Origin of the sequence: Clostridioides sp. GD02367 (assembly GCF_045900275.1) — a bacterium.
In the GTDB taxonomy this organism is placed as follows: domain Bacteria; phylum Bacillota; class Clostridia; order Peptostreptococcales; family Peptostreptococcaceae; genus Clostridioides; species Clostridioides difficile_A.
Genome location: NZ_JBJODK010000005.1, coordinates 157,401 through 181,723, shown reverse-complemented (window position 1 = coordinate 181,723; position 24,323 = coordinate 157,401). Strand labels below are relative to the sequence as shown.

21 protein-coding genes are annotated in these 24,323 nt (G+C 28.5%); 3 read left to right on the top strand and 18 right to left on the bottom strand.

The window, feature by feature from the left end:
* Positions 1–4 precede the first annotated feature (4 nt).
* The 11 genes from Q3223_RS08995 to infC form a co-directional block, all read right to left on the bottom strand.
* Positions 5–1,348 carry a glycosyl hydrolase family 28-related protein gene (locus tag Q3223_RS08995; RefSeq protein WP_407811879.1) on the bottom strand — a complete coding sequence of 448 codons (1,344 nt, stop codon included), beginning with the start codon at positions 1,346–1,348 and terminating at the stop codon, positions 5–7.
* 930 nt (positions 1,349–2,278) lie between these two features.
* Positions 2,279–2,725 (bottom strand): hypothetical protein, encoded by a 447-nt coding sequence (locus Q3223_RS08990; RefSeq protein WP_054269219.1) that lies wholly within the window; start codon positions 2,723–2,725, stop codon positions 2,279–2,281.
* Positions 2,726–2,740: 15 nt separating this feature from the next.
* Positions 2,741–2,890, bottom strand: coding sequence for a hypothetical protein (locus tag Q3223_RS08985; protein ID WP_284181687.1), 150 nt, complete (start codon positions 2,888–2,890; stop codon positions 2,741–2,743).
* A gap of 351 nt (positions 2,891–3,241) precedes the next feature.
* Positions 3,242–4,201, bottom strand: coding sequence for an ABC transporter ATP-binding protein (locus tag Q3223_RS08980; protein ID WP_407811878.1), 960 nt, complete (start codon positions 4,199–4,201; stop codon positions 3,242–3,244).
* Positions 4,202–4,311: 110 nt separating this feature from the next.
* Positions 4,312–6,210: a metallophosphoesterase gene (locus tag Q3223_RS08975; RefSeq protein ID WP_407811877.1), complete on the bottom strand. Its 1,899-nt coding sequence runs from the start codon at positions 6,208–6,210 to the stop codon at positions 4,312–4,314.
* Between the two features lie 306 nt (positions 6,211–6,516).
* Positions 6,517–8,442, bottom strand: coding sequence for a metallophosphoesterase (locus Q3223_RS08970; RefSeq protein WP_407811876.1), 1,926 nt, complete (start codon positions 8,440–8,442; stop codon positions 6,517–6,519).
* Positions 8,443–8,871: 429 nt separating this feature from the next.
* On the bottom strand, positions 8,872–9,789 hold the full coding sequence (locus Q3223_RS08965; protein ID WP_074179153.1) for an exopolyphosphatase: 918 nt from the start codon (positions 9,787–9,789) through the stop codon (positions 8,872–8,874).
* A gap of 172 nt (positions 9,790–9,961) precedes the next feature.
* Positions 9,962–10,507, bottom strand: coding sequence for a hypothetical protein (locus Q3223_RS08960; protein ID WP_054269211.1), 546 nt, complete (start codon positions 10,505–10,507; stop codon positions 9,962–9,964).
* A 220-nt stretch (positions 10,508–10,727) separates the two neighbouring features.
* Complete coding sequence (rplT, locus tag Q3223_RS08955; RefSeq protein ID WP_407811875.1) at positions 10,728–11,084, bottom strand: 50S ribosomal protein L20; 357 nt, start codon at positions 11,082–11,084, stop codon at positions 10,728–10,730.
* A 54-nt stretch (positions 11,085–11,138) separates the two neighbouring features.
* A complete protein-coding gene (rpmI, locus tag Q3223_RS08950; RefSeq protein WP_003418222.1) occupies positions 11,139–11,333 on the bottom strand; it encodes a 50S ribosomal protein L35 in 195 nt (64 codons plus the stop codon).
* Between the two features lie 27 nt (positions 11,334–11,360).
* A complete protein-coding gene (gene infC / locus Q3223_RS08945; RefSeq protein WP_074179152.1) occupies positions 11,361–11,870 on the bottom strand; it encodes a translation initiation factor IF-3 in 510 nt (169 codons plus the stop codon).
* A 627-nt stretch (positions 11,871–12,497) separates the two neighbouring features.
* Between infC and Q3223_RS08940 the strand changes: the two genes are divergently transcribed.
* A complete protein-coding gene (locus tag Q3223_RS08940; protein ID WP_054269209.1) occupies positions 12,498–13,901 on the top strand; it encodes an ATP-dependent metallopeptidase FtsH/Yme1/Tma family protein in 1,404 nt (467 codons plus the stop codon).
* 382 nt (positions 13,902–14,283) lie between these two features.
* On the opposite strand, the gene Q3223_RS08935 is transcribed toward Q3223_RS08940, so the two are convergent.
* Entirely contained in the window at positions 14,284–15,063 is a 780-nt protein-coding gene (locus Q3223_RS08935; protein WP_407811874.1) for a hypothetical protein, read from the bottom strand.
* Positions 15,064–15,305: 242 nt separating this feature from the next.
* Between Q3223_RS08935 and Q3223_RS08930 the strand changes: the two genes are divergently transcribed.
* A complete protein-coding gene (locus Q3223_RS08930; protein ID WP_021383499.1) occupies positions 15,306–15,785 on the top strand; it encodes an RNA polymerase sigma factor in 480 nt (159 codons plus the stop codon).
* A complete protein-coding gene (locus Q3223_RS08925; RefSeq protein WP_407811873.1) occupies positions 15,782–16,549 on the top strand; it encodes a hypothetical protein in 768 nt (255 codons plus the stop codon). Before Q3223_RS08930 ends, Q3223_RS08925 begins: the two co-directional genes overlap by 4 nt.
* A gap of 503 nt (positions 16,550–17,052) precedes the next feature.
* Here Q3223_RS08925 and helD read toward each other — a convergent pair.
* The 6 genes from helD to Q3223_RS08895 all read right to left on the bottom strand — a co-directional run bounded on the left by helD (position 17,053) and on the right by Q3223_RS08895 (position 24,295).
* Complete coding sequence (helD, locus tag Q3223_RS08920) at positions 17,053–19,290, bottom strand: RNA polymerase recycling motor HelD (RefSeq protein ID WP_231300982.1); 2,238 nt, start codon at positions 19,288–19,290, stop codon at positions 17,053–17,055.
* Positions 19,291–19,528: 238 nt separating this feature from the next.
* The gene (locus Q3223_RS08915; RefSeq protein ID WP_407811872.1) at positions 19,529–20,026 is read right to left on the bottom strand and encodes an N-acetyltransferase family protein; all 498 of its coding nucleotides are present in this window, start codon (positions 20,024–20,026) and stop codon (positions 19,529–19,531) included.
* Between the two features lie 277 nt (positions 20,027–20,303).
* Complete coding sequence (locus Q3223_RS08910; RefSeq protein WP_219673853.1) at positions 20,304–21,041, bottom strand: MarR family transcriptional regulator; 738 nt, start codon at positions 21,039–21,041, stop codon at positions 20,304–20,306.
* A gap of 356 nt (positions 21,042–21,397) precedes the next feature.
* Positions 21,398–22,117, bottom strand: a complete 720-nt coding sequence (locus Q3223_RS08905) for a cyclopropane-fatty-acyl-phospholipid synthase family protein (protein WP_054275915.1) — start codon at positions 22,115–22,117, stop codon at positions 21,398–21,400.
* A 741-nt stretch (positions 22,118–22,858) separates the two neighbouring features.
* On the bottom strand, positions 22,859–23,728 hold the full coding sequence (locus Q3223_RS08900; RefSeq protein WP_407811871.1) for a Nif3-like dinuclear metal center hexameric protein: 870 nt from the start codon (positions 23,726–23,728) through the stop codon (positions 22,859–22,861).
* 99 nt (positions 23,729–23,827) lie between these two features.
* Positions 23,828–24,295: a VOC family protein gene (locus Q3223_RS08895; RefSeq protein WP_074179141.1), complete on the bottom strand. Its 468-nt coding sequence runs from the start codon at positions 24,293–24,295 to the stop codon at positions 23,828–23,830.
* Positions 24,296–24,323: the final 28 nt, after the last annotated feature.

Here is a 24,323-nt window from a genome sequence, read left to right as displayed (position 1 = left end):
AGAATTATTCTTCTATTTTTTTATAATAGTACATAGGATTACCAGCAAGTGTTTTTACACCTATTTGCTCCCATGTTCCACTGTGTAATTTACTTATTTCTTCTTCAGAATCTAATATTGATGATATGACAGTATTCTTTCTTAATCTAGGAACTATTAAGTCCTGTACACCATTTTTTATACTAAGTGTATTGTCACTTATCTTAAGTAAATCACCCTGATTTGTATCAGAAATCTGAACGCCACCTACAGAACAAAGTTCACCATCATAAAACTTATAAGTATTTCTACCATTTTCCAATAATAAGTTACCTTTTGCACATTGTACAAAACTATCTGCCTCAGCATCGCATTCTAGCATTACATTAGTTGTCTCATTTGCTTTGATTACATGTATCTTGCGCTCTAAACCATTTTCTAGAGTATCAACATTATTATTCAGTAATACAATATTACAGTTCTCTAAAGAGTCTCCATAAAATATTGAATAAGCATCTTCTTTTCTATCTGTAATATTTTTGTAAGTATCATAGTCAACATTTTTATAATATTGAGCACACTTAGTAAATCTTGCATTTACTCGGCTATGAGCCATCTTGTCAAACTTAAATCCACAGTATCCACAATTATCAACTGAAAGGTTCATCATAAGATTGAAACCAAGCCCTTTATTATTAATACCTATTTCTTGAATGTCTTCTATTTTTACGTTGTTTACACTGACACCAGTCGTAATTTCCATTCCGTTTTTGCATCTATAAATCTTACTACTAGAAAGCATGGATTTCTCTCCAAGTTTTATACCAAGTCCACATGAAGTAACAGTGATATCATTTGCAGTAGCGTAAAATGGGACTTCTATTCCTGTTTTTGAAAAGCCAGAAATATATAAATGCTCAAAATGTGATAGACCTTGTACTCTTTCCCCTTCTGTGATAGCAGATACATTTTCAGGTAATTTACCTTCTATTTCTCTATTATCATAATAAAAGTTAATATTTTTGATTGTTTGATTTGTTTCTGTCAATGTAATAATGCTTATATTAGAAACTCCTCGAGTTATAAAATTTGTTGCTCCTACAAGAGATGGTTGTTCTTTACCTTCTACTTGCTTTGGAACATCCCCTCCATAATAAGAATTTCCTTGAAGTGTTATTTGTTGGCTAATTTTAATACCTTTTTCAAATAAGTAGTCCCCATTTGGAAAGTATATAACAGAATCTTTTAGTGATTCATCAGAAACAATCTCTTGTATCATATCACTTACATCTTCTTTTCCAGTAATGTCTATGTTGTTGTTTAGTTCCAGCACATTAACCCAGTCTGGAGTTTTAGTTTCAATTGCCATAATTAATTCCCCTTTTTAAAATTTAAATTATTTGTATCTACAGGAATAAGTGTATTTTTACTATAACTAGAGCAAGTAAGTATATTTTTATGATATTTGAGACAATCGTTATAATGAAATATCTTGGATTTCAATAATTAAGATATTGAATAAACGGATTGAACATTGCATTCATAAATAAGTTGATAGGTTTTCTCTTTTTGTAATAACACAATTCCTGTTATCTTATAGTACTATGAGAAAACCTCTTAAAAGTAGTCAATTCGTTTATAAAACGATTATATTTTGTTTATAAAGTGATTATATATAAATAATTTGTAATTCTAAGATTACTAGAATTAACTAGTCCAAAACTACTTATATACAAGATATTTGCAAATACTCTTAGCATATAAAACGAGATGTATCTTATTTTGAACTTTCTATGATGATAAATCTAAAAATATTAAATATTCCATCATAATTAAGTGTTCTGTAAAAAAATAATTACTTCTTTATGAATGGCAATTCTATATATTTGTTTTATTTTATGTATGAGATAATCAATAAAAACAAAGAAAACCATTGATGAAGAATTATTGTAATGAAAGAATTAGCTATCAAAATTTTAAAAGGGCTTTATGGTTTAAAGGGTATAATCCTTTAACACAAGTTATGAGTGTTCTCGGAAATGCTAAAGCACTATTACATACTGTTTATAATATATGGCTGGTTGTTTGTGGTATTATTCTTTTAATAAGGTAGATGTTGTATTTGATGAAAACTTAAATAAACTAGAGGCTAAAGGTTATATAAAAGAGAACCAAATAAACCAAGATAAATTCAAATCATGCATAATTAATTAAAAATGAGTTATCTGAATATGATATATACTATATCACCTTTAGATAACTCATTGTTTTAATCTTCTTAATTTAACAGTTTCAATTATTAAAATACATCATTTTCTATTTCTACACATTTAGTATTCTTTTTCATGTCATCCAGTACCTTTAGTGCACTAAAATCAATTAAATTATGTTGTTTATATTTAAATCCGATTTCTCTTAATTTTGAATTTAATAAAATAGCGAGCAATAGTATTCCAAAAGAAAATAAATATTTCGAGGAGATGTTAGAAGCATTATAAATACTAAAGCTCAGAAATAAACATATGAATATACCAACAATAGCCAAACTGATACACATTACTTTATATTTTAATCTTCTATCTTTAATACAAACTCTTATAAATAAATCTTCATTTAATATTTCTTTAGCTATTTGATAATCTTCCATATTGCAATACATCTTTTCATATTTTTTCTTATTTAGTTTATCATATTCTTCTACTAATTTTCTTTCAATGTCGTTTTTAGGTTCATATATATAAGACAATTTATCTCCTCCACTCTATTTATTTGCTTCTATATTTTTAATATAAGCAAATTTAGACTTATACAATTTAAATTTATCATTTTCTATAACTATTTTATCATTAAATGCCTTAAAATGTTTTGATATTTTTATAAATATGCATCGTACTATATTTATGTATAACACTTTCATCGTTCTCCATTTAGCACAACATCCATTATAAAATGTGTTACAACACACAAAATATCATCACATATTCTTGATTAAATTTGTAATTGAGATAAATTATTTAGAAATAAATAGTAGTAAAGACTTGCAAATCATACAATATGTGCAATATGTAATACTAAGGTAGCATAGATTTGCAGATTAAATTCCAATTCTACTCTTCTACTACATATAAAAACAATGTAACAAAAGCTAAAAATGAACAAATAACTCCAACAAAACAAAAAAGATAAAAAAGCTAAGTACTCATGTTATGACTTAAAGTACCTTGCTTTGCCTATATCTTAAAAAAAATTTACAACCTACAATCTATTCCAACTCAAATGCCCCTGTATAAAGACTATAATAAACGCCTTTTTGATTGATTAAATCATCATGAGTACCTCTTTCTATTATACGTCCCTGCTCAAGAACTATAATTGAATCTGAGTTTCTAATAGTAGACAACCTATGTGCTATTACAAAAACAGTTCTACCCTTCATAAGATTATCCATACCTTGCTGTACCAACACTTCTGTACGTGTATCAATAGAAGATGTAGCTTCATCAAGAATCATTACTGGTGGATTTGCAACTGCTGCACGGGCAATCGAGATTAATTGTCGTTGACCTTGCGAAAGACTAGCACCATTTTGTGTCAATATAATCTGATATCCGTTTGGTAGCCTAGTAATAAAATCATGTGCATTTGATAATTTAGATGCCTCAATGCACTCTTTATCTGTAGCATCCATTTTACCATATCTTATATTATCCATAATTGTACCTGTAAACAGGTTGACATCTTGTAATACAACCCCCAATGAATGGCGTAAATCTGTCTTTTTAATTTTATTGATGTTAATACCATCATATCGAATTTTTCCATCTGCCAAATCATAAAAACGGTTAATCAAATTTGTGATGGTAGTTTTTCCAGCTCCAGTTGCACCGACAAATGCTATTTTTTCTCCTGCTGTTGCTTCCAATACTATGTTTTGTAGCACTAATTTCTTTTCTGTATATCCAAAATCTACATCAGAGAACTGAATATTTCCTTTTAAAGGAGTGTATGTTATTGTACCATCATGATGAGGATGTTTCCATGCCCACACCCCTGTATTGTCAGTTGTTTCTATTGCTTCACTATTATTAAATCTAGCATGCACTAGTGTAACATATCCATTATCTTGTTCAGGTTCTTCATCAATTAATTCAAATATACGTTCTGCACCTGCCAATGCCATAGCCATCATACTAATCTGTTGCGCAATCTGTGATACAGGCATACAAAATGTCTTTGACAGGTTTAATTGCTTGTAAATAAAAAAGAAGAGCCTTATATAAAGGTTCTTCTCTTTTATTTCAATATATATTATTACCTTACTTCATTATTACCCTATTTCATTTTTATTGACTTACTATATTTATTGATGACATTCCATTTACCATTTTCTTTTCTTAATTCAAGGCTTATTTTTGAATAACAATCTTCTCCAGATTGTGTTACTATGACCTTATCTCCAAACTCATTCTTATAACTATGTTCTTCTATCTTATTTTTCGTATGACCTACCACAATAGCATCTATTCCGTCTACTGACATTGCAAGTTTTTTTATTTCGCTACTTGGATTTTTCAGTGCCATATTATTATCTGAATGAACAACTGCAACGATTACATCTGGATTTTCCTTTTGCATAACTCTTATCCATTCTTCTGCATCTTTTACTAAATTGTTGGTATACAATTCTTCTGTTTTTTCAGGAGTATTTAAAGTTTTTGAATCTTTTTCTGAATTTAAATCACTAGAATCTTTTTTATCTTTGTCTACAGTAAGACCCAATACTCCAACCTTTATACTCCCCTCCCTAGTTTCCACTTTATGCATTATATATGGTTTTACATAATTGTCTCCAGACTCATTGTATATATTAGCTGACAAAACTGGTATCTTCATTTCCTCAAAATTTTCTATAATAGAATCTAAGATAGATTTTTTTTCTTTAAAATTCTTTTTATCCGATGTAAGCTCATGGCTACCAAGTACTACAGCATCATAACCAAGGTATACAATTGGCCATTCATTTATTTTTTTATGGATACCTTTCTTTGAATTGTACTGCCACTCTTTAGACCACTTAGTCATTTCCTTTGCATTGGTATCCAGAAAATCCCCAGTATCAATAAATATAGGTTGGACATCCCTATCTCTTTCATTAAACAGACTGACTGCCATTTCATCTGAAAAATTTTGATGTAGACCAGATGTTGTGATTATATTTACTTCCTTTCCAAATATTTTTAACTCACTGTACTTATCTTTTATATACCACTTCTCATTCTTCTTATCCAACTTAAAATTAATTTTTGATATACTATTACCATGAGCTCCAGGTTGTGTTACTATTACTTCTTCACCCGACTTATTTTTATATGTATGCTGTTCTATTTTTTCATGTGTATGCCCTGCTACAATAGCATCTATACCATCTACAGTAGTTGCTAATTCCTTTATTTTATTTCCTGGGTTTTTAGGATTTTTAGGTTCTTCACCTGAATGCACTATCGCAATTATTACATCTGGTTTCTCCTTTTCCATAACTTTTACCCACTTTTTAGCATCTTCTACTAAATCATTTGCATAGAGCTCTCCTTTATATTGTTCTTGTTCTCCAAGTTCTCTAGCTTTTTTATCTTCCTCAAAATTTTTAAATCTTGAGCGCTCACCTACTTCCTTTATAGTCAGACCCAGTATTCCAACCTTTACATCTCCCTTATCAGTCTGTACACTTTTCATTACATATGGTTTTACATAGTTTTCTCCAGATTGTTTATATACATTTGCCGACACTAATGGTATGTTATTATTTTCAAAATCAGAAACCAGTTTATCAAGGCTTTGTTTATCATTAGAAACAAATTCATGATTTCCAAATGTAACTGCATCATATTTTAGTTTTGCCATTTCTTTAGCTAAGGGAACCTCTCCTTCACGTGGTTCAGCTATTTTTTTATACTCTGGTATCCCATCTTTAAATCTTACCAGTTTTTGTCCAGTAAACCACTTATTCATTTCACCACTTTGCATATCAAAAAAATCACCTGCATCTACCATGAGTAGATTCTCATCATATTTTCTTTCTTCCTCCACATAAGATACCAAATTATCTGGAATAATTGAATGTAAATCACTTGTAGCAAGTACATTAATTTCTGTATCTTTAGTACTTTGACATCCTGTGAGTAATACTATTAAAAATATTATTGATGTCACTATAATAAATTTTATTTTCATAAAAGCCTCCCCCTTAGATTTTGGATGATAATAAAATTTAATACCATGCTTTATCTTTACTATATAAGTTTGTACTATTTATTATACTAAAAGAACTATATGTAAATTCCTTTTTAATGAAATCTACATATAGTTCTCAATATTTTTTATTCGTAAAACAAAACCTACTCTAGTAAACTCAGATTATCAATTAAGATTTCTACTAGTATACTCACATATATTTACCACATTTAAATACTCTTATCTACTCATCTTATCCATACCACTAATATTAGCTACTTTACTGTATCTATAAGTTTTATAAAATTATTCAACTGCTACTGTTTTACTAGACTTATCATTAATAACCCATGAACCTTTTTCTTTATTTACTTTAAAAGTAATTTTAGAATAGTATTTACCATGTTCACCTGGTTGCGTCACTATAACTTTATCTCCAGCTTTATTTTTATAGTCATGTTCATCTATTTTTTCATGAGTATGACTAGCTACAATCGCATCAATTCCATCTACTGTAGTTGCTAGTTCCTTTACTCTATTTCCAGGATGTTTTGGGTTTTTAGGTTCTTCCCCTGAGTGCACTACTGCAACTATTATATCTGGTTTTTCTTTTTCCATCACTTTTACCCATTTCTTTGCTTCTTCCACTAAATCATTTGCGTACAATTTATCTTTGTATTGAAATTGCTCTTGTAAATTTACATTTTTAAGACCTTTCCCTACTTCTTTTATAGTAAGCCCTAATATTCCTACTTTTATATTCCCTTCATTTGTTTCTACATCTTTTATGATATATGGATTAACATAATTTTCTCCAGATTGTCTATATATATTCGCTGATAATACAGGAATTGTTATTTGTCCAAAGTCTTCTATAACAGCATCTAAAAGGCGCTCATCTGACCAAAACTCATCTTTCTCAGATACAAACTCATGATTTCCAAGTACTACTGCATCATACATACCCTGATTCATAGATTTAACCATTGGACATCTACTAATCGTTTTCCTGGCATTGTTATCTCTTATATTTTTCCACTCTTTATACCATTGAGTCATTTCCCCTGTTTGAGGGTCTAAAAAGTCACCTGCGTCTACTACAACAGGCTCGATTGGATTACTTCGTTCATTAACAAGACTTACTGTCAATTTATCAGAAAAATGTGAATGTAAATCTGCAGTAGCAACTATACTTACCTCTTTATCAATTACTTTTAACTTGCTAGACTTTTCTTCTATCTGCCACTTATCATCCTTCTTATTTAATTTAAAATTAATTTGTGACACACTGTCTGCATGTGAACCTGGTTGGGTAACTATTACTTCTTCATCAGACTTATTTTTATATGTATGTTCATCTATTTTTTCATGAGTATGACCAGCTACAATTGCATCTATTCCATCCACTGTAGTTGCTAATTCTTTTATTCTATTACCTGCATTTCTAGTCGTTTTGGGTTCTTCACCTGAATGTACAACTGCAACTATTATATCTGGACTTTCTTTTTGCATTACTTTTACCCATTTCTTTGCATCTTCTACTAAATCATTTGCATATAATTTTCCCTTGTACTCTGCTTGTTCTCCAAGCTCTCTTGCTTTTCTATCTTTTTCAAAATCTTCAAGACCAGGGCTTTCCCCTACTTCTTTTATAGTAAGACCTAGTATTCCTACTTTTACATTCCCCTTATTTGTCTTAACATTTTTCATTATATATGGTTGTACATAGTTTTTTCCAGATTGTTCGTATATATTTGCCGATACCAATGGCATATCATTATTTTTAAAATCAGAAACTAGTTTATCAAGATTTTGCTTATCATTTGAAACAAATTCATTGTCTCCAAATACCACAGCGTCATACTTCAAAGGAGCCATGTCTTTAACTATAGGTACCTCATCTGTACTTCGCTTAATTATATCTTCATATTCTGCCCTACCACTTGTTTTAATATTGACTAGTTTTTTTCCAGAAGTCCATTCCCACATTTCTTTACTTTGTGTACCAAAAAAATCACCTGCATCTACCATAAGTAAGTTTTCATTCTTTGCTCTTTCTTCTTTTACATATGAAACTAAAGAATCTGTCATAATTGAATGTAAGTCAGCTGTAGCTAATATTTTAACTTCTGCATCTGGTGCTTTTTTTTCTATATTTTTAGTACTTTGACAAGCCACAAGTGATACAATTAAAAATATCATAGATGTTATTATAGCAAATTTTATTTTCATAAAATCCCCCCTCTTAAATTTTTAGATTATAATGAAATTTAACATCATACTTTATTTTAAACTATAGCATTTTATATGCTTCTGAGCAACATTCACTTAGTCACATATTATTATATTTAAAGATATACATTTTATTTTCTATGTTATTGTATTTAAGTATCTTTTATATCGTTATATTAAATGGAAGGATTACAACTTAGATTTTGGGTATGCAAGTATATTTAAAACTACACAAGATTGAACAAGGTTTAAAATCAGATATGTAAGAATACTGATACTAAGCTCAGTTTCTACCTTAGATATGATATTGACATTACAATTGATGAAGCTCTAAAGAACTACATTGTACCACTTCACATCCTTGTGTGAAAGGGTACAAAGAAGTTCGATTTTATTTATACTAATCTTTATAACTTACAAATTCATTCATTATTTTTTAGGATTTACAAGTTCATCAAGTAACTTTGGAAGTAGTTCATCTATTTGCTCATCATTAAACTGGCAAGTTCCAACAGCTTTATGTCCCCCACCACCATACTTAAGCATTAGACTACCAACATCCACACTAGAAGTTCTATTTAAAATACTATATCCAACGGCTACAGAACATCCTTTTCCACCTTTACCATTTACAATCCAAGCAGATATATTTTGTTCTGGATACATACTGTAAATCATAAAACGATTCCCTGTGTAGATTGTCTCAACTCCACGTAAATCAGAAATGATAACATCGCCTTCTACACGTGTATATTTGGCAACCATCTCTTTAAATTTACTTGTTTGTTCAAAATAAACGTCTATACGTTCTTTTACATCTGGTAAATCTAAAATTTCTTTTGTACTTAAAGTTCTACATGCATCAATTAACTTCTCCATTAATTGATAGTTAGATATAGTAAAGTTTCTCCAACGACCAAGACCAGTTCTTGGGTCCATAAGGTAACCAATCAAAATCCATCCAGTTGGATTTTGTACTTCTTCTATTGTAAGATTTCCTGAATCAACTTTATCTACTGCCTCTAACATTTCATTAAAATGAGGAAATCTTTCACTTCCACCATAATACTCATAAATAATTCTTGCACAAGAAGGAGCAATACGACTTTCGCCTTTGTACTTTCCTAGAAGTTCATTTCTCTCAAACTCACTAGAATGATGGTCAAACCAAAGACCACACCCCTCAACAAATGGTACATTTGCAAGACAATCATCTTCTGTTACCTCAACCAGGCCATCCTGTAAGTCTTTAGGATGAGCAAATTTCCAATTATCAATAATACCTGCTTCTTTTAATAGTGCACCACATACCAATCCATCAAAATCAGAACGTGTAATTAACCTCATAATTTTCATCCCCTTTACTTTAAATATGTCATATATACAACAATCTTTTCCTTAGATATATCATATCACTTTATATGTCACCTTGATATACATTTTATTACATACAGTGAAATAAAAATACTAAAAAAATAACAGCTTGGTATAAAGATTAAACTGTTATTTTTTTAGTATTTTATTGCTCTTCATCTTCTTTAGGTGGTGTAATTATTAACCCTATAGAGTGCATTTTTCTTCCCTCTCCATTTGAATTATTTCTAAGAGGTTCTAGTATACTAGCAATCTTTTTACTTGCTTCAGTTATCTCATCAACACTAGCATATACTGGACAGACAGAAAATCCTGAACCATCTTTTAGAATATCCTTTTCCTCTCTTTTGGCATACTCATAAAACTCTTTTAAAAATACCATCATATATTGAGTAAATAGTTGTGCATATTCTTCTCCAGAATTTTCATTTATAATAGTCTTTACATCATCAGCTATGTCTAACTTCATAGCATATACTTTTTCAACAGTTCCTCTTATTTTATGCTCTTCAACTACCTTTATAATATCATCTTCTAGCATTTTATTAAGATAGCGATAAAGTGTAGCTTTTGATATATCTTGAAATTTTTCTCCTAATTGTTTTGCTGTAGTTCTATTATTTGAAAAAATCTCAAGTACCAACTTACATTTAGTTGGATTTACAAAGCAATCCATCAACTTATCATTCATATTATATACCTCCTATAATATTATTAATAAGATAATATTATCATGTTGATAATGTTAATTCAATATTGACTGGAAATTTTATACACTAGTTTAAGATATCATATTTTATAGTAAATTAAGAACAGTAATACCACTTTCATAGACAGTTTCTTTTTAAAAAATAAAAAAAGCCCTTGAATTATTCACATAACTCAAAGACTTTACGTTTCATGATTTAATACTAAGCTAATTTTTCTTTAGCAACTTCTGCTAATTTTGCAAATCCTTCTGGGTCTTGTATAGCCATTTCAGATAACATCTTTCTGTTAACTTCAATACCAGATAATTTTAATCCATTCATTAATCTTGAATAAGATATTCCATTCATTCTAGCAGCTGCATTTATTCTTTGTATCCAAAGTTTTCTGAAGTCTCTCTTCTTTAATTTTCTTCCTATATAAGCATTTTTTAATGCTTTCATTACGAATGTATTTGCTGGTCTATATAATTTGCTTCTAGATCCTCTGAATCCTTTTGCAAGTTTTAATATTTTCTTATGCTTTTTACGAGCGTTCATAGCTTTTTTAACTCTTGCCATCGTTATGACCTCCTTTATATCCCTCTTCTATAGTTATTATTTATAATCTGTATCTTAGTATGGTAATAATTGTGCTATTCTCTTAGCATCTCCATCACTTACTAAAGTTGATTTTCTTAAGTTCATTTTAGTTTTTGCAGATTTTTTAGTTAATATATGTTTTTTATAAGCTTTAGCTCTCTTTAACTTTCCAGTTCCTGTTTTCTTTAATCTCTTTGCTGCACCTCTATGAGTTTTCATTTTAGGCATGACAAATTCCTCCTCTCAGTTAATCATCTATTTTTTTGGATCTATAATTACAACCATATTATTACCCTCAAATGCAGGGGCTTTTGTTGGTTCTCCAAACTCTTTTATTATATCTAAAAACTTAAGCATAACTTCTTTGCCTATGTCTTTATGTCCTAATTCTCTTCCTCTAAATCTAAGTTCAACTTTGACTTTATCCCCTTTTTTAAGGAACTTTATAGCATTATTAGCTTTCGTATTTAAATCATTTTGTTCAATACCTGGTCTAAGTCTTACTTCCTTTACAACTATATTTTTTTGCTTTTTCTTAGCTTCTTTGTCTTTTCTCGCCTGTTCATATCTAAACTTTCCATAATCCATTATCTTACATACTGGTGGATTTGCATTTGGCGAGATTTGAACTAAATCTAAGTTTTTGCTAGTAGCCATTGCTTGAGCTTCTTTAGTAGGCATTACTCCAAGTTGTTCACCTGTTGATGAAAGGACTCTTATTTCCTTGTCTTTTATTTGTTCATTGATTGCTAATTCTTTGCTAATTGTAGGACACCTCCAAATTTTTTATAAAATAAAAAGCGAATGATATAATCATCCGCCATATAAGTTACCAAATTTAAACAAGCTTAAACTAATATTAAGCTTTAACTTATATTTACCTTACTAACCTTCGTTGTAAGGTGAGAAGCGGACTTCTTCTTTGTTTTATTCTTACCTTATTTACTATATCACTTAATCAAATTATTTGCAACTACTTTTTTTAGTTTATTAAAATTTAATTACTTCTTCCTAATAATCATTATATGTACATGCTTCCTATTTTGCTATTAATTTTTAGATTTCTACTCTAACTCCTAAATTAATATTATTTTAAAACTACAACTGAAAAACTTACTTAGCCAATTTCATACATAATACTATACTCCACATCGCTTAATCTATACAATATAACATTTTTTATCATATTTATTTTATCTTGATTTGTCGTATTTTATTAAACATCTAAAAACAATCTGCATATATACATGAATTCACTTTTTCATACATTTCGCAAATTTATTTTTCTTTGGATAACATGTATATTTTTTCCATTAAAAATAAATAATAAAAAATAGTAAATATGGAAAATATAAAATTGATTAACAATAATTAATTACCTGAGGTGTGAATATGAAAATGCTAAACAACTTTTTTAAGAAAATCAACAATCCAGTTCCTGTCTTTGCACAAACAAAAATGGAAAGAGAAAATCAAACAGATGATTCACTTTCTACAAAACCAAAGACTACATTCAGAGATGTTGCTGGATTAGACGAAGTAAAAGAAGAACTATTTGAAATAGTCGATTTTATGAAGTCACCACAAAAATATCAAAAAATGGGTGCTAAGATACCTAAAGGGGTATTATTTTATGGCCCTCCAGGAACAGGAAAGACTTTACTTGCGTCTGCTGTAGCTGGTGAAACAAACTCATCATTTTTCAATGTTACAGGTTCAGAGTTCGTTGAGAAATATGTAGGTGTAGGAGCAAAAAGGGTTAGAACTTTATTTGAAAAAGCTAGAAAAGAAGCTCCAAGTATAATATTTATAGACGAAATAGATGCTGTAGGAGCAAAAAGACATCTTGAGAGCAACAACGAAAAGGACCAAACATTAAACCAACTTTTAGTTGAAATGGATGGATTTAATAAAGATTCCAATGTATTAATAATAGGTGCTACCAATAGACTTGACTTATTAGATGAAGCTTTACTTAGACCAGGAAGATTTGACAGACACATTCATATAGGTGCACCAAATTATCACACTAGATTTGAAATTCTAAAGGTACATACAGATGACAAGCCTATAGATAAATCTGTAAATCTAGAACTTTTAGCTAAAAAAACTCATGGTTTCAATGGGGCCCATCTTTCAAATATAGCAAATGAAGCAGCTATATTTGCAGTTAGAGATGACAGTGAATACATTACATCAGAACACTTTGACAAGGCACTTGAAAGAGTCATTGCAGGGCTAGAGTCTAAAAACTCTGCACTAGTTGAGAAAGAGAAAAAAATAGTAGCTTATCATGAAGCTGGACATGCTCTTGTAAGTGATATAGTGGGAATTTGCCCTATACAAAAAATATCTATAGTTCCTAGAGGACAAGCATTAGGTTATGTTCTTCAATTACCTGATGAAGATAGATATATTTATACTAGAGATGAATTAATTGGAAAGATAAAAATACTACTTGCAGGAAAAGCATCAGAAGAATTAATATTTAACCACAAATCTACTGGTGCAAAAGATGACTTAAAGAAAGTTACTGAAATAGCTAATCAAATGGTTTGTGAATATGGTATGAGTAACTTAGGATTTATGACTATTGATGGAAATGATAAAACTTTCTTATGTGATAAAATCCAAAAGGAAGCAAATCGTATAGTTGAGGTTTGTTATAAAGAGACTTTAGAGATATTAAAGGATAACCTTGAAGATTTACATTCTGTTTCTAAATTCCTATTTGAAAAAGAAACTATGACTCATGAAGAGTTAAAAGATTTAATAGGAAAAGAAGCTGTAAACTAGTATAAGACAATTTAATAGTTTTTTCAAAAGTAATTATATTAGATTTAAATGACTTTTAAAGTCAAAATATTTCAAATTAATTATATTAAAATAAAAAAGCTATAGGTTTAATTTTATATTATTAAACTTATAGCTTTTTTTATTTTATATATTAATGTACTCTATACTAATTTATAAAGCATTTATCTAAGACAAAATAAGCACATATAATTACCCCTTCTCTTTCTCAAATAAGTGAGATAAAATAATTTAAAAGACCTTCTATATATAAAAGCAAAATATAAAACAAATTTACTGACAGGCTCATCTCTTTCTAACTTTAATATTATTTTCTAATATTTATTTCTTCTATTTACTATTAAATTTTATTTAATTTATAATCTTACTTTTTATCAGCAGCTTTATTTTCTTCTTTAGTATTACTTTTTTGACCTTCTTGCACTGATTCATTTCTTATTACTTTTGATTCAGCCATATTTTTATTTTCTTCTGTATTATTTTTCTTAGCATCTTCTTTGTTTTCAGCTTCTATTTCTTCAACTGTATTTTGATTTTCAAATCTTTCATGTTCTCTATACTCACCATCTATTTCACAATCTTTAGCACCAAATTCTTCATGCCCTTTATGCTTCATATGGTTTCTTTCATCACATTTTGGTTCAAATCCTTCATGACCTTTTCTGCAATATCCATGTTCATATGCTCCTTCAAATCCTCTTGGGTCAGCGCCTCCATGACTTCTACACTCTTCATGACTATGCTCTCTTTGGGCAAAACTTCCTTGACCTCTACATTCTCTGTGACCATTCTCTCTTGGCTCAAATCCTTCATGACCTCTACACTCTTCATGGCTATATCCTCTTGGCTCAAATCCTCTGTGACCTCTGAAGTCTCCTTGGTCATACTCTCTTGATTCAAAATTCCCATGACCTCTAAATTCACCCTGACCATAGCCTCTTGATTCAAAACTTCCATGTCCTCTAAATTCACCCTGACCATGTCCTCTTGAACCATGTCCTTCATGACCTCTACACTCTCCATAACCAAATCCTTCACGATGCATCATTTCAAACACTCTGCATCCTTCACACATATGATTTGGATTACTATGATGACCTTCAAATCCTCTAAAGTTTTCTTTTTTATCTCTGTAATAATTCATATTAACTCCTCCTAATTAATTCGATTTTTTTATTAATCTATCTTCTCTTTTTTATTAAGGTACCTTATCTATTTTTAATTATAAAGGTACCTTAGTTTTTTGTCAACATTATTTTTAAGGTACCTTATGTTTATTCATTTAATTTTTTTCAAAAAAAGTGAACCATTTATAGTAAAATCTTATCTAATAAGTGAAAGGCAAAAAAGTAGCGCTACAATTTGCATAGAAAGGTAGGAATTCCTTTGAATAAAACTACATTTATAAATAATATCCTTGAATCAGAACAGACTTTGTATCGTGTATCTAAGTCTATTTTAGGAAACGACCAGGATTGTGAAGATGCCGTCAACAATGCTATTTTAAAAGCATATGAAAAGTTAGATTCTCTTAAGGAAGAACAATATTTTAAAACTTGGTTGATTAGAATAGTGATAAATGAATGTAACTCATTAAGACGTAAACAATTGAAATTTCTATCATTTGAAGACGTATTTAAAAATAAAAAAATCGATGAAAAAGAAGATTATAATGATTTGTATATTGCTATTCAAAGTCTACCTAAAAAGATTAAAGTTCCAATAGTCCTTTACTATATTGAGGGTTATTCAGTTGATGAAATTAAGGAAATATTGGATATACCTCAGGGGACTGTAAAAAGTAGATTATCGAGAGGAAGAAAATTATTAAAAACTAAATTAGAAAATATGGAGGTAATCATATGAATAAAAATAGCTTAAATAATTCGTTTCCAAAAGCTCCAGAAAGCTTTCATAATAGTTTAAATAAAACGCTAAATAGTTTACCAGAAAGAGAGGAAAATTATAAAATGAATAATAATAAAACACATAAATTACCATTTGGAAGGGGTTTAGTGGCAACTTTAGCTATCACTTTAGTATTAGGTACAACAGCTCTTGCAGTAGGAGAAATATATAGTATAGTTGGAAAATCAAGCATTAAGCCTACCTATACATCGATTCCAACTACTGAACAGGTAAAAAAAGACTTTAACTTTACCCCTAATCTAATTTCCGAATTTAGTAATGGATATAAATTTAAAGGGGCATATACTATAAAAGAAAAAGCACTTGATAAAAAAGATAATGTTTTAGGAGAGTTAAAAGCACTTGAGTTTGAGTATAAAAATGGTAATGATGAAATATCTCTTGAAACAGCAAATAATGTGCTTGGAAAAGATTCTGATAAAATGAAAGTTGTAGATACTTACAAAGATATAAATATTTCTTATGAAACATCAATGTACAAGTTTGTGCCAGAAGATTATAAAATGACAGAACAGGATAAACTTGATGAAAAATCAGGTAAATATACATTTAGTGAAGGAACAGATAAAGTAGAAGTTAATGAATTTAAGTCCTTGACTTGGGAACAAGATGGAGTCTACTACTCTTTTACAATTCAAGATTCAAATTTATCTATGAATGACTTAGTTAAAATGGCTCATGAAGTAATAGATGCAAAATAGGTATAATTAACTATAAAGTGTTCATGAGTTTATTGTATATAACTTTAGTTTTCTTATTAGTAAATATAGTCGTATCTTCCATCTTTATATTTTCTTTAGATTTAATATATAAAATTTTAGATATTTAACTACTCTAAAAATTTAACTAATCTACAAAAGTTATTACTAATATTAAAAAGCCCTTAAAAAGTCCATTCATATGGAATTTTAAGGGCTTTGACTTCATTATAAATTGTTGTATCAATTCTATTTGTAAAGACACAATAAACTACCCAGTTTAGATTTTAAAAACTTTAACTTCATTATAATTTTATATATGAATTTTACTTGCAAATATACAACAGGCTACCCAGTTTAGATTTTAAAATACTTAACTTTATAATAACTTATTTTATAAATTTTAATTACAAATATATAATAAATTCATAAAAAACAGATAAATAAGATAGATTATAAATATCTGATATTCTTAAAATAAAAATCAAACTATAATTAAAAACCTGTTATTTTAATAAAGGAGTTATTTCACCTAAATAGTATATATTTAGCACATGAAGAGCTCTTGTACAACAAGTGTAAAGAAGCAATCTTTCATCTTCACTATTGTACCTTTCCTCACTTGCATCGTATATTACAACTATATCAAATTCAAGTCCCTTAGATAAATATGAAGGTATTACTAATACACCATTCACATACTCATCATCATCTTTTATTATAGCCTCTACATTAATATGATTTTCCTTTAAAAACTCATACACTTCCTTAGCTTCATGGGCTGTCTTTGTTATAATACCAATAGACTTATAATTTTTATGTTTATAAGCTTTTATGTCTTCAATAAGCTTTTCATTCATATAATCTTTTTCTTTAAAACCAGTAACCCTAGGCTCATCACCATGTCTCTCAACATACTCATCATCTATCGCTTTTGTAAGAAGTTTTCTTGAGAATCTAGTAATTTCCATTGTAGAACGATATGTTTTACTTAGATTTATTATACAAGTATCATTCTTCAATACATTAGGAATATTATTATAGTCTCCAACATTCATGAATGGGTTAATTGATTGATTAATATCTCCTAATATAGTCATATTGGCAGATTTAAAAAGTTTATAAAATATTTCATATTGTAAAGGAGTATAGTCCTGTGCCTCATCTATGATTACATATTTAATCTGTGATGTATTTGGAATACCTCCAAGAGCTCCCTTTAGATATAGAAGTATCACTTGGTCTTCATAATAAAGACTCTTTACACTCAAATTATCTATTGTATAAGTTTTTATATTATCTATAATATTCTTATCATACTCAACATTCGCCTTTTCTAAAAACATATCTAAATTCTTAAATAAGTTTTTATAAGTGTCTATCAAATCTAACTCTGTCATTCTTGAAATTTTAGAATAAACTTCTTTCAGATGTTTTTTTACAATAAAAGTACTTTTCTCTATCATTTCTTCTTTTTCTATATAATCGCCAGATGCTTGAAGCTCTTTAAATATTTCATCAATCCAAGCTTTTTCATATGGCTCAATTAAAAATATTATTCTTGCTTTTATTTTCTCTAATCTTTTCTTAATTGGTAAATTTGAATAGTCATTAGAAAACAGTGTTTGTAACTCCTTAGATGAAATTATCAACTCACCTCTTACAATAATATCTTCAAAACATCTATCATCTGTTTCTAAATAATTTAGATACTCTTTTAATATATTTGTGAACTCTAAAGAAGTTTTAAACTCTATATTTTCTATCCTGTCCTTATATGTGATTTTCCCATTGTTATTAAGAATATACTCCATCATTTCAGCTGGGCTTTCTTTTTTAAATTCATCGCCCAGTTCTTTATGCATATAGTCTTTAAATGTTGTCTGACAAATGTTATCTTCACCAAGTTGTGGCAGTACGTTTGATATATAATCATTAAATATGTTATTTGGAGAAAATATCATTATATTTTCAGAAGTTATTTTATCTTTATGTTTATACAATAAATATGCTATTCTATGAAGTGCTATAGATGTCTTTCCGCTTCCTGCGGCACCTTGTACAATTAAGTTCTTATATTTCTCATTACGAATTACTTGATTTTGCTCTCTTTGAATGGAAGTAACTATAGTTTTCATTTTCTCATCAGAGTTTTTACCTAAAAGCTCTTGCAAGACATCATCATCTATATTTAGATTACTATCAAACATATACTCAATTTTGCCATCTTTTATCTTATACTGTCTTTTTTTAGTAATTTCTCCAGAGATTATCCCCTCTGGACACTCATAGCTTGCTTGTCCAATTTCATAATCATAAAACATACTTGAAATAGGGGCTCTCCAATCATATACAAGAAAATCATAATCATCATTAATAAGATTTGACAATCCAATATAACACTTTTGAGACTCAGTTTCACAAACTTCTGTAAAGTCAATTCTTCCAAAATAAGGAGATTCAATCATTCTTTCATACTTATCTTTGAGTTTCTTAGTAAATTCATGGCTCCTTTTTTGATGTTTCATAACATCCATAAATGACATAAATTCTGAAAGTTGTTCTAATCCATTTTCCGCAGAAATAGAACCTAAGTCATTCCATAGTTCCCTTTGAGTTTCTATAGCATCTTTTTTTAGCTTATCTTCTTCATTACGCTTTTCCTCAAGTTGTCTATTAGCCTCTTTAAGAGTTTTTTGTAACCATTGATTTTCAAGATTTGACTCAAAATCATTTAGATTCATATTATAATCCTCCTCAATTGAAATTAACATTTAATCCACTATATCAATTATATAGAAATGAGGATATATTCACAGTCTTAAAAAAAAATTTTATTTATGATATAATTATAGTGGGAAAGAAAATAAAAATTTCTCTAAAAGCATCTAAAAACAACTTACTTAACTGCAAAACCACTATTTTTAAACAATAAAATAGGATAGTATTTTTTATCACCATCCTATTAATTCTCAATAAGTTTTACATTAATACAAGCTCCATTTGTATAACTTCTTCTTTTACAGGTCTATCATTCCATGTAAATCCACTAGCTATTGTATTTACCTCAACAAACCCTAAAGATTTATAAACATGAATAGCTCTACTATTACTTTTTAACACATCTAGCTCAATTTTTTTATATCCATATTCTTTTGATAAATCAATAATTTGTTTTAGAAGGCTACTCCCAATACCTTTTTCTCTATACTCTTTAAGAATACCCATACCTAAGTAACCAACAGTTTTGGTTTTAGGCAAAACATCACACCAACCAACACATGTATCTGATTTTACCTCAATTATAAATAGTTGTGGAAAATTTTTAGTTATAACATTCTTTATAAATTCAACTGTTTCTTCAAAAGGAAATGCTTCGTCCATAGCTAGATATTTCCTCTCTTTTGCAATTTTACCAAAAGTTTGCCAATATGACCAAATATACTTTTCTTCTGACTTTATAAATTTTATTCCTTCCATCAACTCAACATTTCCCCTTTTTTAATTTATTATTATAGTTAAATAATTTTTTCTTATTCTAATTTATAGTGATATATAAATTACTATATATGATAATATATTAGATTAAAATAGCTTTGTATATTTCTATTTATGTGTATCTATTAAAATAAGTTCTTTGATAGTTAAAGTAATATAGATGTACTAGCCCTTTGACTATATACTTAAACATCTCACAGTTTAATTTAAAGTATAATAAAATATATAGAAAAAATTATCAAATAATACTATAAAATTTTTAATCTTCATCAATATCCTGTTCGCTTTCATTCTTAGAGCTATTTTTTCTATCAAGTTCTTTTTCCGTAAAGAACTCTGGATGCTGTTTCATCAATTGCTCTATAAGTTCTGGGTGTTGTTTTACCATTTGTTCAAACAAATCTTCTCTATTTGGAAAATCTGGATATCCTTCATGTGAATTAAATAAGTTTTGAATTGCATCTCTACCAGCAAATCCACCTAAATACTGTCCATGATGTGGTCTTGGTGGTGGTTGCATATGTGCCTCATCAAAGTTATTACCATCCTCACTTTTTATAGTTCTTTCTAGTTCATTAGTAATCTTTGTAAGAATATAACTTAAAGTACTCTTTTCTTCTGGTTCCAATACATTAAATATTTGATTAGTTGGGTCTTCTCTCTGCTCATTCTTATTAATTTCATCCATTCCTTTTGATGTCAATTTTACTACCATTACTCTACGGTCTTTTTCTGAGTGTGTACGAGTGATAAATTGTTGATTTTCTAATTTCGAAAGCAACTCACCTAAAGATTGAGGTCTCATATCAAGTAAGTATGACAGTTCTTTTTGAGTTATTTCTGGCTTTATTTTTAACATGGATAATACTCTACCTTGTCCTCTATGCGTCGCTCTAAAAAATCCATGTGATTTATGATTTTGAAGGTGAAATTTATGTAGCAATGATTGCACTTTAAAAAATTGTTCTAGTAAATTTTCTTCTTTTGTTTCACTCATTATTGTTCCTCCTAAATTAATTTATTTTATAATTACATATTCTTATTTATTATGTTATTTATTTTATAATTTCATATGTTGTTTATTTTAAATCTATAATTTTAAAGCTACTTTACTTGTATCGAGTATAAAAGTAAGCCTTTAATTTGTCAATGTTAGTTTATAATAAATTATAAATTTCCTACAACTGACATATCTTCATTTAACTATATTATATCCTATTCAAAGTTTATATCCTATACTTGTGCTTTTTGTATCATACCGTCATATTTTTTAAATAAAAATACCCAATTGACATAAATAATCTAATTGGGCATAAACAATTTAAAAAACTACTTTAGATTTAAATTTTTCATCTAACTTTTACTATTATTAACTCTCGCTATCAAGGAAATTGTATTAAAATACTTACCTGCCTCTACTTCCAGCATTTTTTTATCATTCTTAGCATAAGAATTATCACAGTTTAACCAATCATTCCAAGCTTCATCATGACAACTTAAAGCTTCACATTTTTCTACAGTTACAGACTCAGATTCTGACCAAAGCTCATTCCACCATTCAATTGAATGGAAATTCATATTATCTTGCCAAAATGGAATAAGTTCATCTGGTATACAATTAACAAAATCTTGTTTTAATCCAGGCATTGCCATAGCAATTACTCCTCCATCTTTTACAAGAGGTGATATGTGGTTTTCTAAAAATCCTTCTTTATTACCAAAATAGTGATAAGAGTGTACACTTATCACTGCATCAAAAAAACCTTCTGCATAAGGTAATTCATGTGCTTCAGCTTGTATAGGAAATATTTTATCATCTAATTTAAATTGCTTAAATCTTTCATAGTTCTCAGTTGGCTCTATCCATAAATCAGTTGCAAATACAGTAGCATCAAATTCATTTGCTAAAAATATAGAAGATATCCCTCTCCCACATCCTAAGTCTAAAATACGCATTCCTTTTTCTAGTCTTATCTTACTTGTCAACTCTTCCAATATCTTTATACAATTAGGTCCCATCATATTTTCCATGAGAAATTTCTTATCGTATTTATTACTCTTTGTAAATATCATGCTATCTTTCCCTTCCCTATCAATTATTATTTATTAAATTTCATATCTGATTTTCTATTTTTTAGATGAGTAATAATAAGTCATCTTTTTGTCCATTTTGGGATAGTTACTTTAATGAATAATCATCCTCTTTTTTTTAGATAACTACTTTTTTAAAATAACCACTTTGTCTAAACAACTATTTTTTTATGTCTTTTTAAATAACTACTTTGATAAGCAGTCATGTTTTGATACTTAATAAGTTTTAATTACTTCTACTTTAATCTATATACTAATTAACTTATTTAATTTAGTGTATATTTGACACTTTACCTTTTATTATACCATTTATTCTCATAAATATAATAATTCTATTTTTTCAAAATAAATATTTATAATAATCCGAAATAAATATTTATAAAATCTAATTAATTGTAAATAATATCAGAAAAAATATCGAAAAATAAACATTATAAATAGTAATTGTAAGTTTGTTTCTAAATTCATAAGACTATAATCAACTGTAATATTGCCAAGTATTATTACGAAATATCTACCTAAAAGAGCATAAAAATAAGCAGTCAGTAAACATAAACTTTTACCAACTGCTTGCTTTTATTGTTTTATATACTATTAACTTTATATCTGTTATATACTATTAACTTTATATCTGTTATATACTATTAACTTTCTATACATCATACATTATTAATTCTACATATATACTACTATCAAGCTTCTATATATTCTATAACTTACATCCTATAAATCTTCTAAATAATTTTTTCCTTCCAAGAATTCTGCTTCTATCCCTAGTTTTTTAAAATAATTAACCATAGACATACAGGCAAATTTTTCTGTAGAGTAATGAGTAGCACCTATAACATTAATTAAATTATCCTTTGCTATTCTATGGAACTCTAATGCTGGTTCAAAATGCTTTAAAGGTTTAGTAAATCCAGTTATATATAAATTTATACCAAGTTCAGCAACTTCACTTGCTACAAATGGATAGCTTCCTCCTCCTGCTGCAATAGCAACTAGACCATCTTTTAGTCCCGATTCTCCATAAGCATACAATTTCACATCATGACCAACAGTTTTTTTAACTAGCTCTTTAGTCTCTTCAATTGATTTTAAGGATGTCTTACATATAACTCCTACCTTGATTTTATCATCATACTTACAAAATGGTTCGACGATTTCTAAACCTAGAGCCTTTGCAAAACTGACAGAAGTTGAATATTCACTATAATTGTCTAATGGAGAATGTAACACATAAAAAGATATTCTACGATTTTTCATTTCTTCCATATAAGATAATGGTATGTCGTGAAATGGGAAACCTTCATCTGATGCTATATACTCCATTGCATGATGTGAAAAAATCAAGACATCTTTTTCATCTTTATCTATAATCTGCTTAATTATGTATTTATCAGGAAAAGTAGTTGTATATACTTTATTGATTTCTTTGGCATTGTCTAGTACCAAGCCTATGTATTTTGTTTTAAATTCTGGAGTAATAAAATCATTGTCAAAATTCATAAAACTCCAATCGTCATCAATATTTTTAATATCAAACTCCAATGCTAATTTATTATAAAGTTCAACTGCTTTAATAATAATCACTCCTTTTCAATAATATTTGACTGATACGTATTGAACATAAATTTATACAATTACATTATCATCTTACTTAAAATTTAATAAAATAAAACATAAAAAATATTATTTAGTACTTTCACACTGCTTTACAAATTCAATTGGATGTTGAATTATCTTAGAAGTTTCTTCTACAGAATAACCTTCAGATAAATACCTTCTAGCTATGACTTCCATAGACTCTCCTATCTCAATAATATGCTTATCAGGGTCATAAATACGGACTACTCTCTGTTGCCACTCATGTTTTAATGGCTGATGAACAAACTCTATATCTTTATAAGAATTTAATTTTTCAATAAACTTATCAAAATCATCAACTTCAAAATAAAGCTCCATATTATTTGATTTTCGTACAATTGTATCTGGATTAATCCCTGTAAGCCATGCAAAATCTTCTTGTATAGCAAACCCTCCACTAAATGTTACATTTTTACCTAAATCTAATTCAACTTCTTGTTCAAATAGCTCTTTATAAAACTTTTTTGACACTTCTACATCATTTACTGCTAATAATGAAACTTGATATTTCATAAGTTCTCCTCCTGATTTTTAGTACGCT

Coding starts and splice junctions, on each gene's coding strand:
- Q3223_RS08980 (WP_407811878.1), bottom strand. CDS start 4,201: ATGCCTGTATCACAGATTGCGCAACAGATTAGTATGATGGCTATGGCA.
- Q3223_RS08965 (WP_074179153.1), bottom strand. CDS start 9,789: ATGAGGTTAATTACACGTTCTGATTTTGATGGATTGGTATGTGGTGCA.
- Q3223_RS08905 (WP_054275915.1), bottom strand. CDS start 22,117: ATGATATTTACAAAGAGTAATAAATACGATAAGAAATTTCTCATGGAA.
- rpmI (WP_003418222.1), bottom strand. CDS start 11,333: ATGCCTAAAATGAAAACTCATAGAGGTGCAGCAAAGAGATTAAAGAAA.
- rplT (WP_407811875.1), bottom strand. CDS start 11,084: ATGGCAAGAGTTAAAAAAGCTATGAACGCTCGTAAAAAGCATAAGAAA.
- Q3223_RS08915 (WP_407811872.1), bottom strand. CDS start 20,026: ATGGAAGGAATAAAATTTATAAAGTCAGAAGAAAAGTATATTTGGTCA.
- Q3223_RS08975 (WP_407811877.1), bottom strand. CDS start 6,210: ATGAAAATAAAATTTATTATAGTGACATCAATAATATTTTTAATAGTA.
- Q3223_RS08935 (WP_407811874.1), bottom strand. CDS start 15,063: ATGAATTATTACAGAGATAAAAAAGAAAACTTTAGAGGATTTGAAGGT.
- Q3223_RS08970 (WP_407811876.1), bottom strand. CDS start 8,442: ATGAAAATAAAATTTGCTATAATAACATCTATGATATTTTTAATTGTA.
- Q3223_RS08940 (WP_054269209.1), top strand. CDS start 12,498: ATGAAAATGCTAAACAACTTTTTTAAGAAAATCAACAATCCAGTTCCT.
- Q3223_RS08910 (WP_219673853.1), bottom strand. CDS start 21,041: ATGAGTGAAACAAAAGAAGAAAATTTACTAGAACAATTTTTTAAAGTG.
- Q3223_RS08895 (WP_074179141.1), bottom strand. CDS start 24,295: ATGAAATATCAAGTTTCATTATTAGCAGTAAATGATGTAGAAGTGTCA.
- Q3223_RS08925 (WP_407811873.1), top strand. CDS start 15,782: ATGAATAAAAATAGCTTAAATAATTCGTTTCCAAAAGCTCCAGAAAGC.
- helD (WP_231300982.1), bottom strand. CDS start 19,290: ATGAATCTAAATGATTTTGAGTCAAATCTTGAAAATCAATGGTTACAA.
- Q3223_RS08960 (WP_054269211.1), bottom strand. CDS start 10,507: ATGAATGATAAGTTGATGGATTGCTTTGTAAATCCAACTAAATGTAAG.
- Q3223_RS08995 (WP_407811879.1), bottom strand. CDS start 1,348: ATGGCAATTGAAACTAAAACTCCAGACTGGGTTAATGTGCTGGAACTA.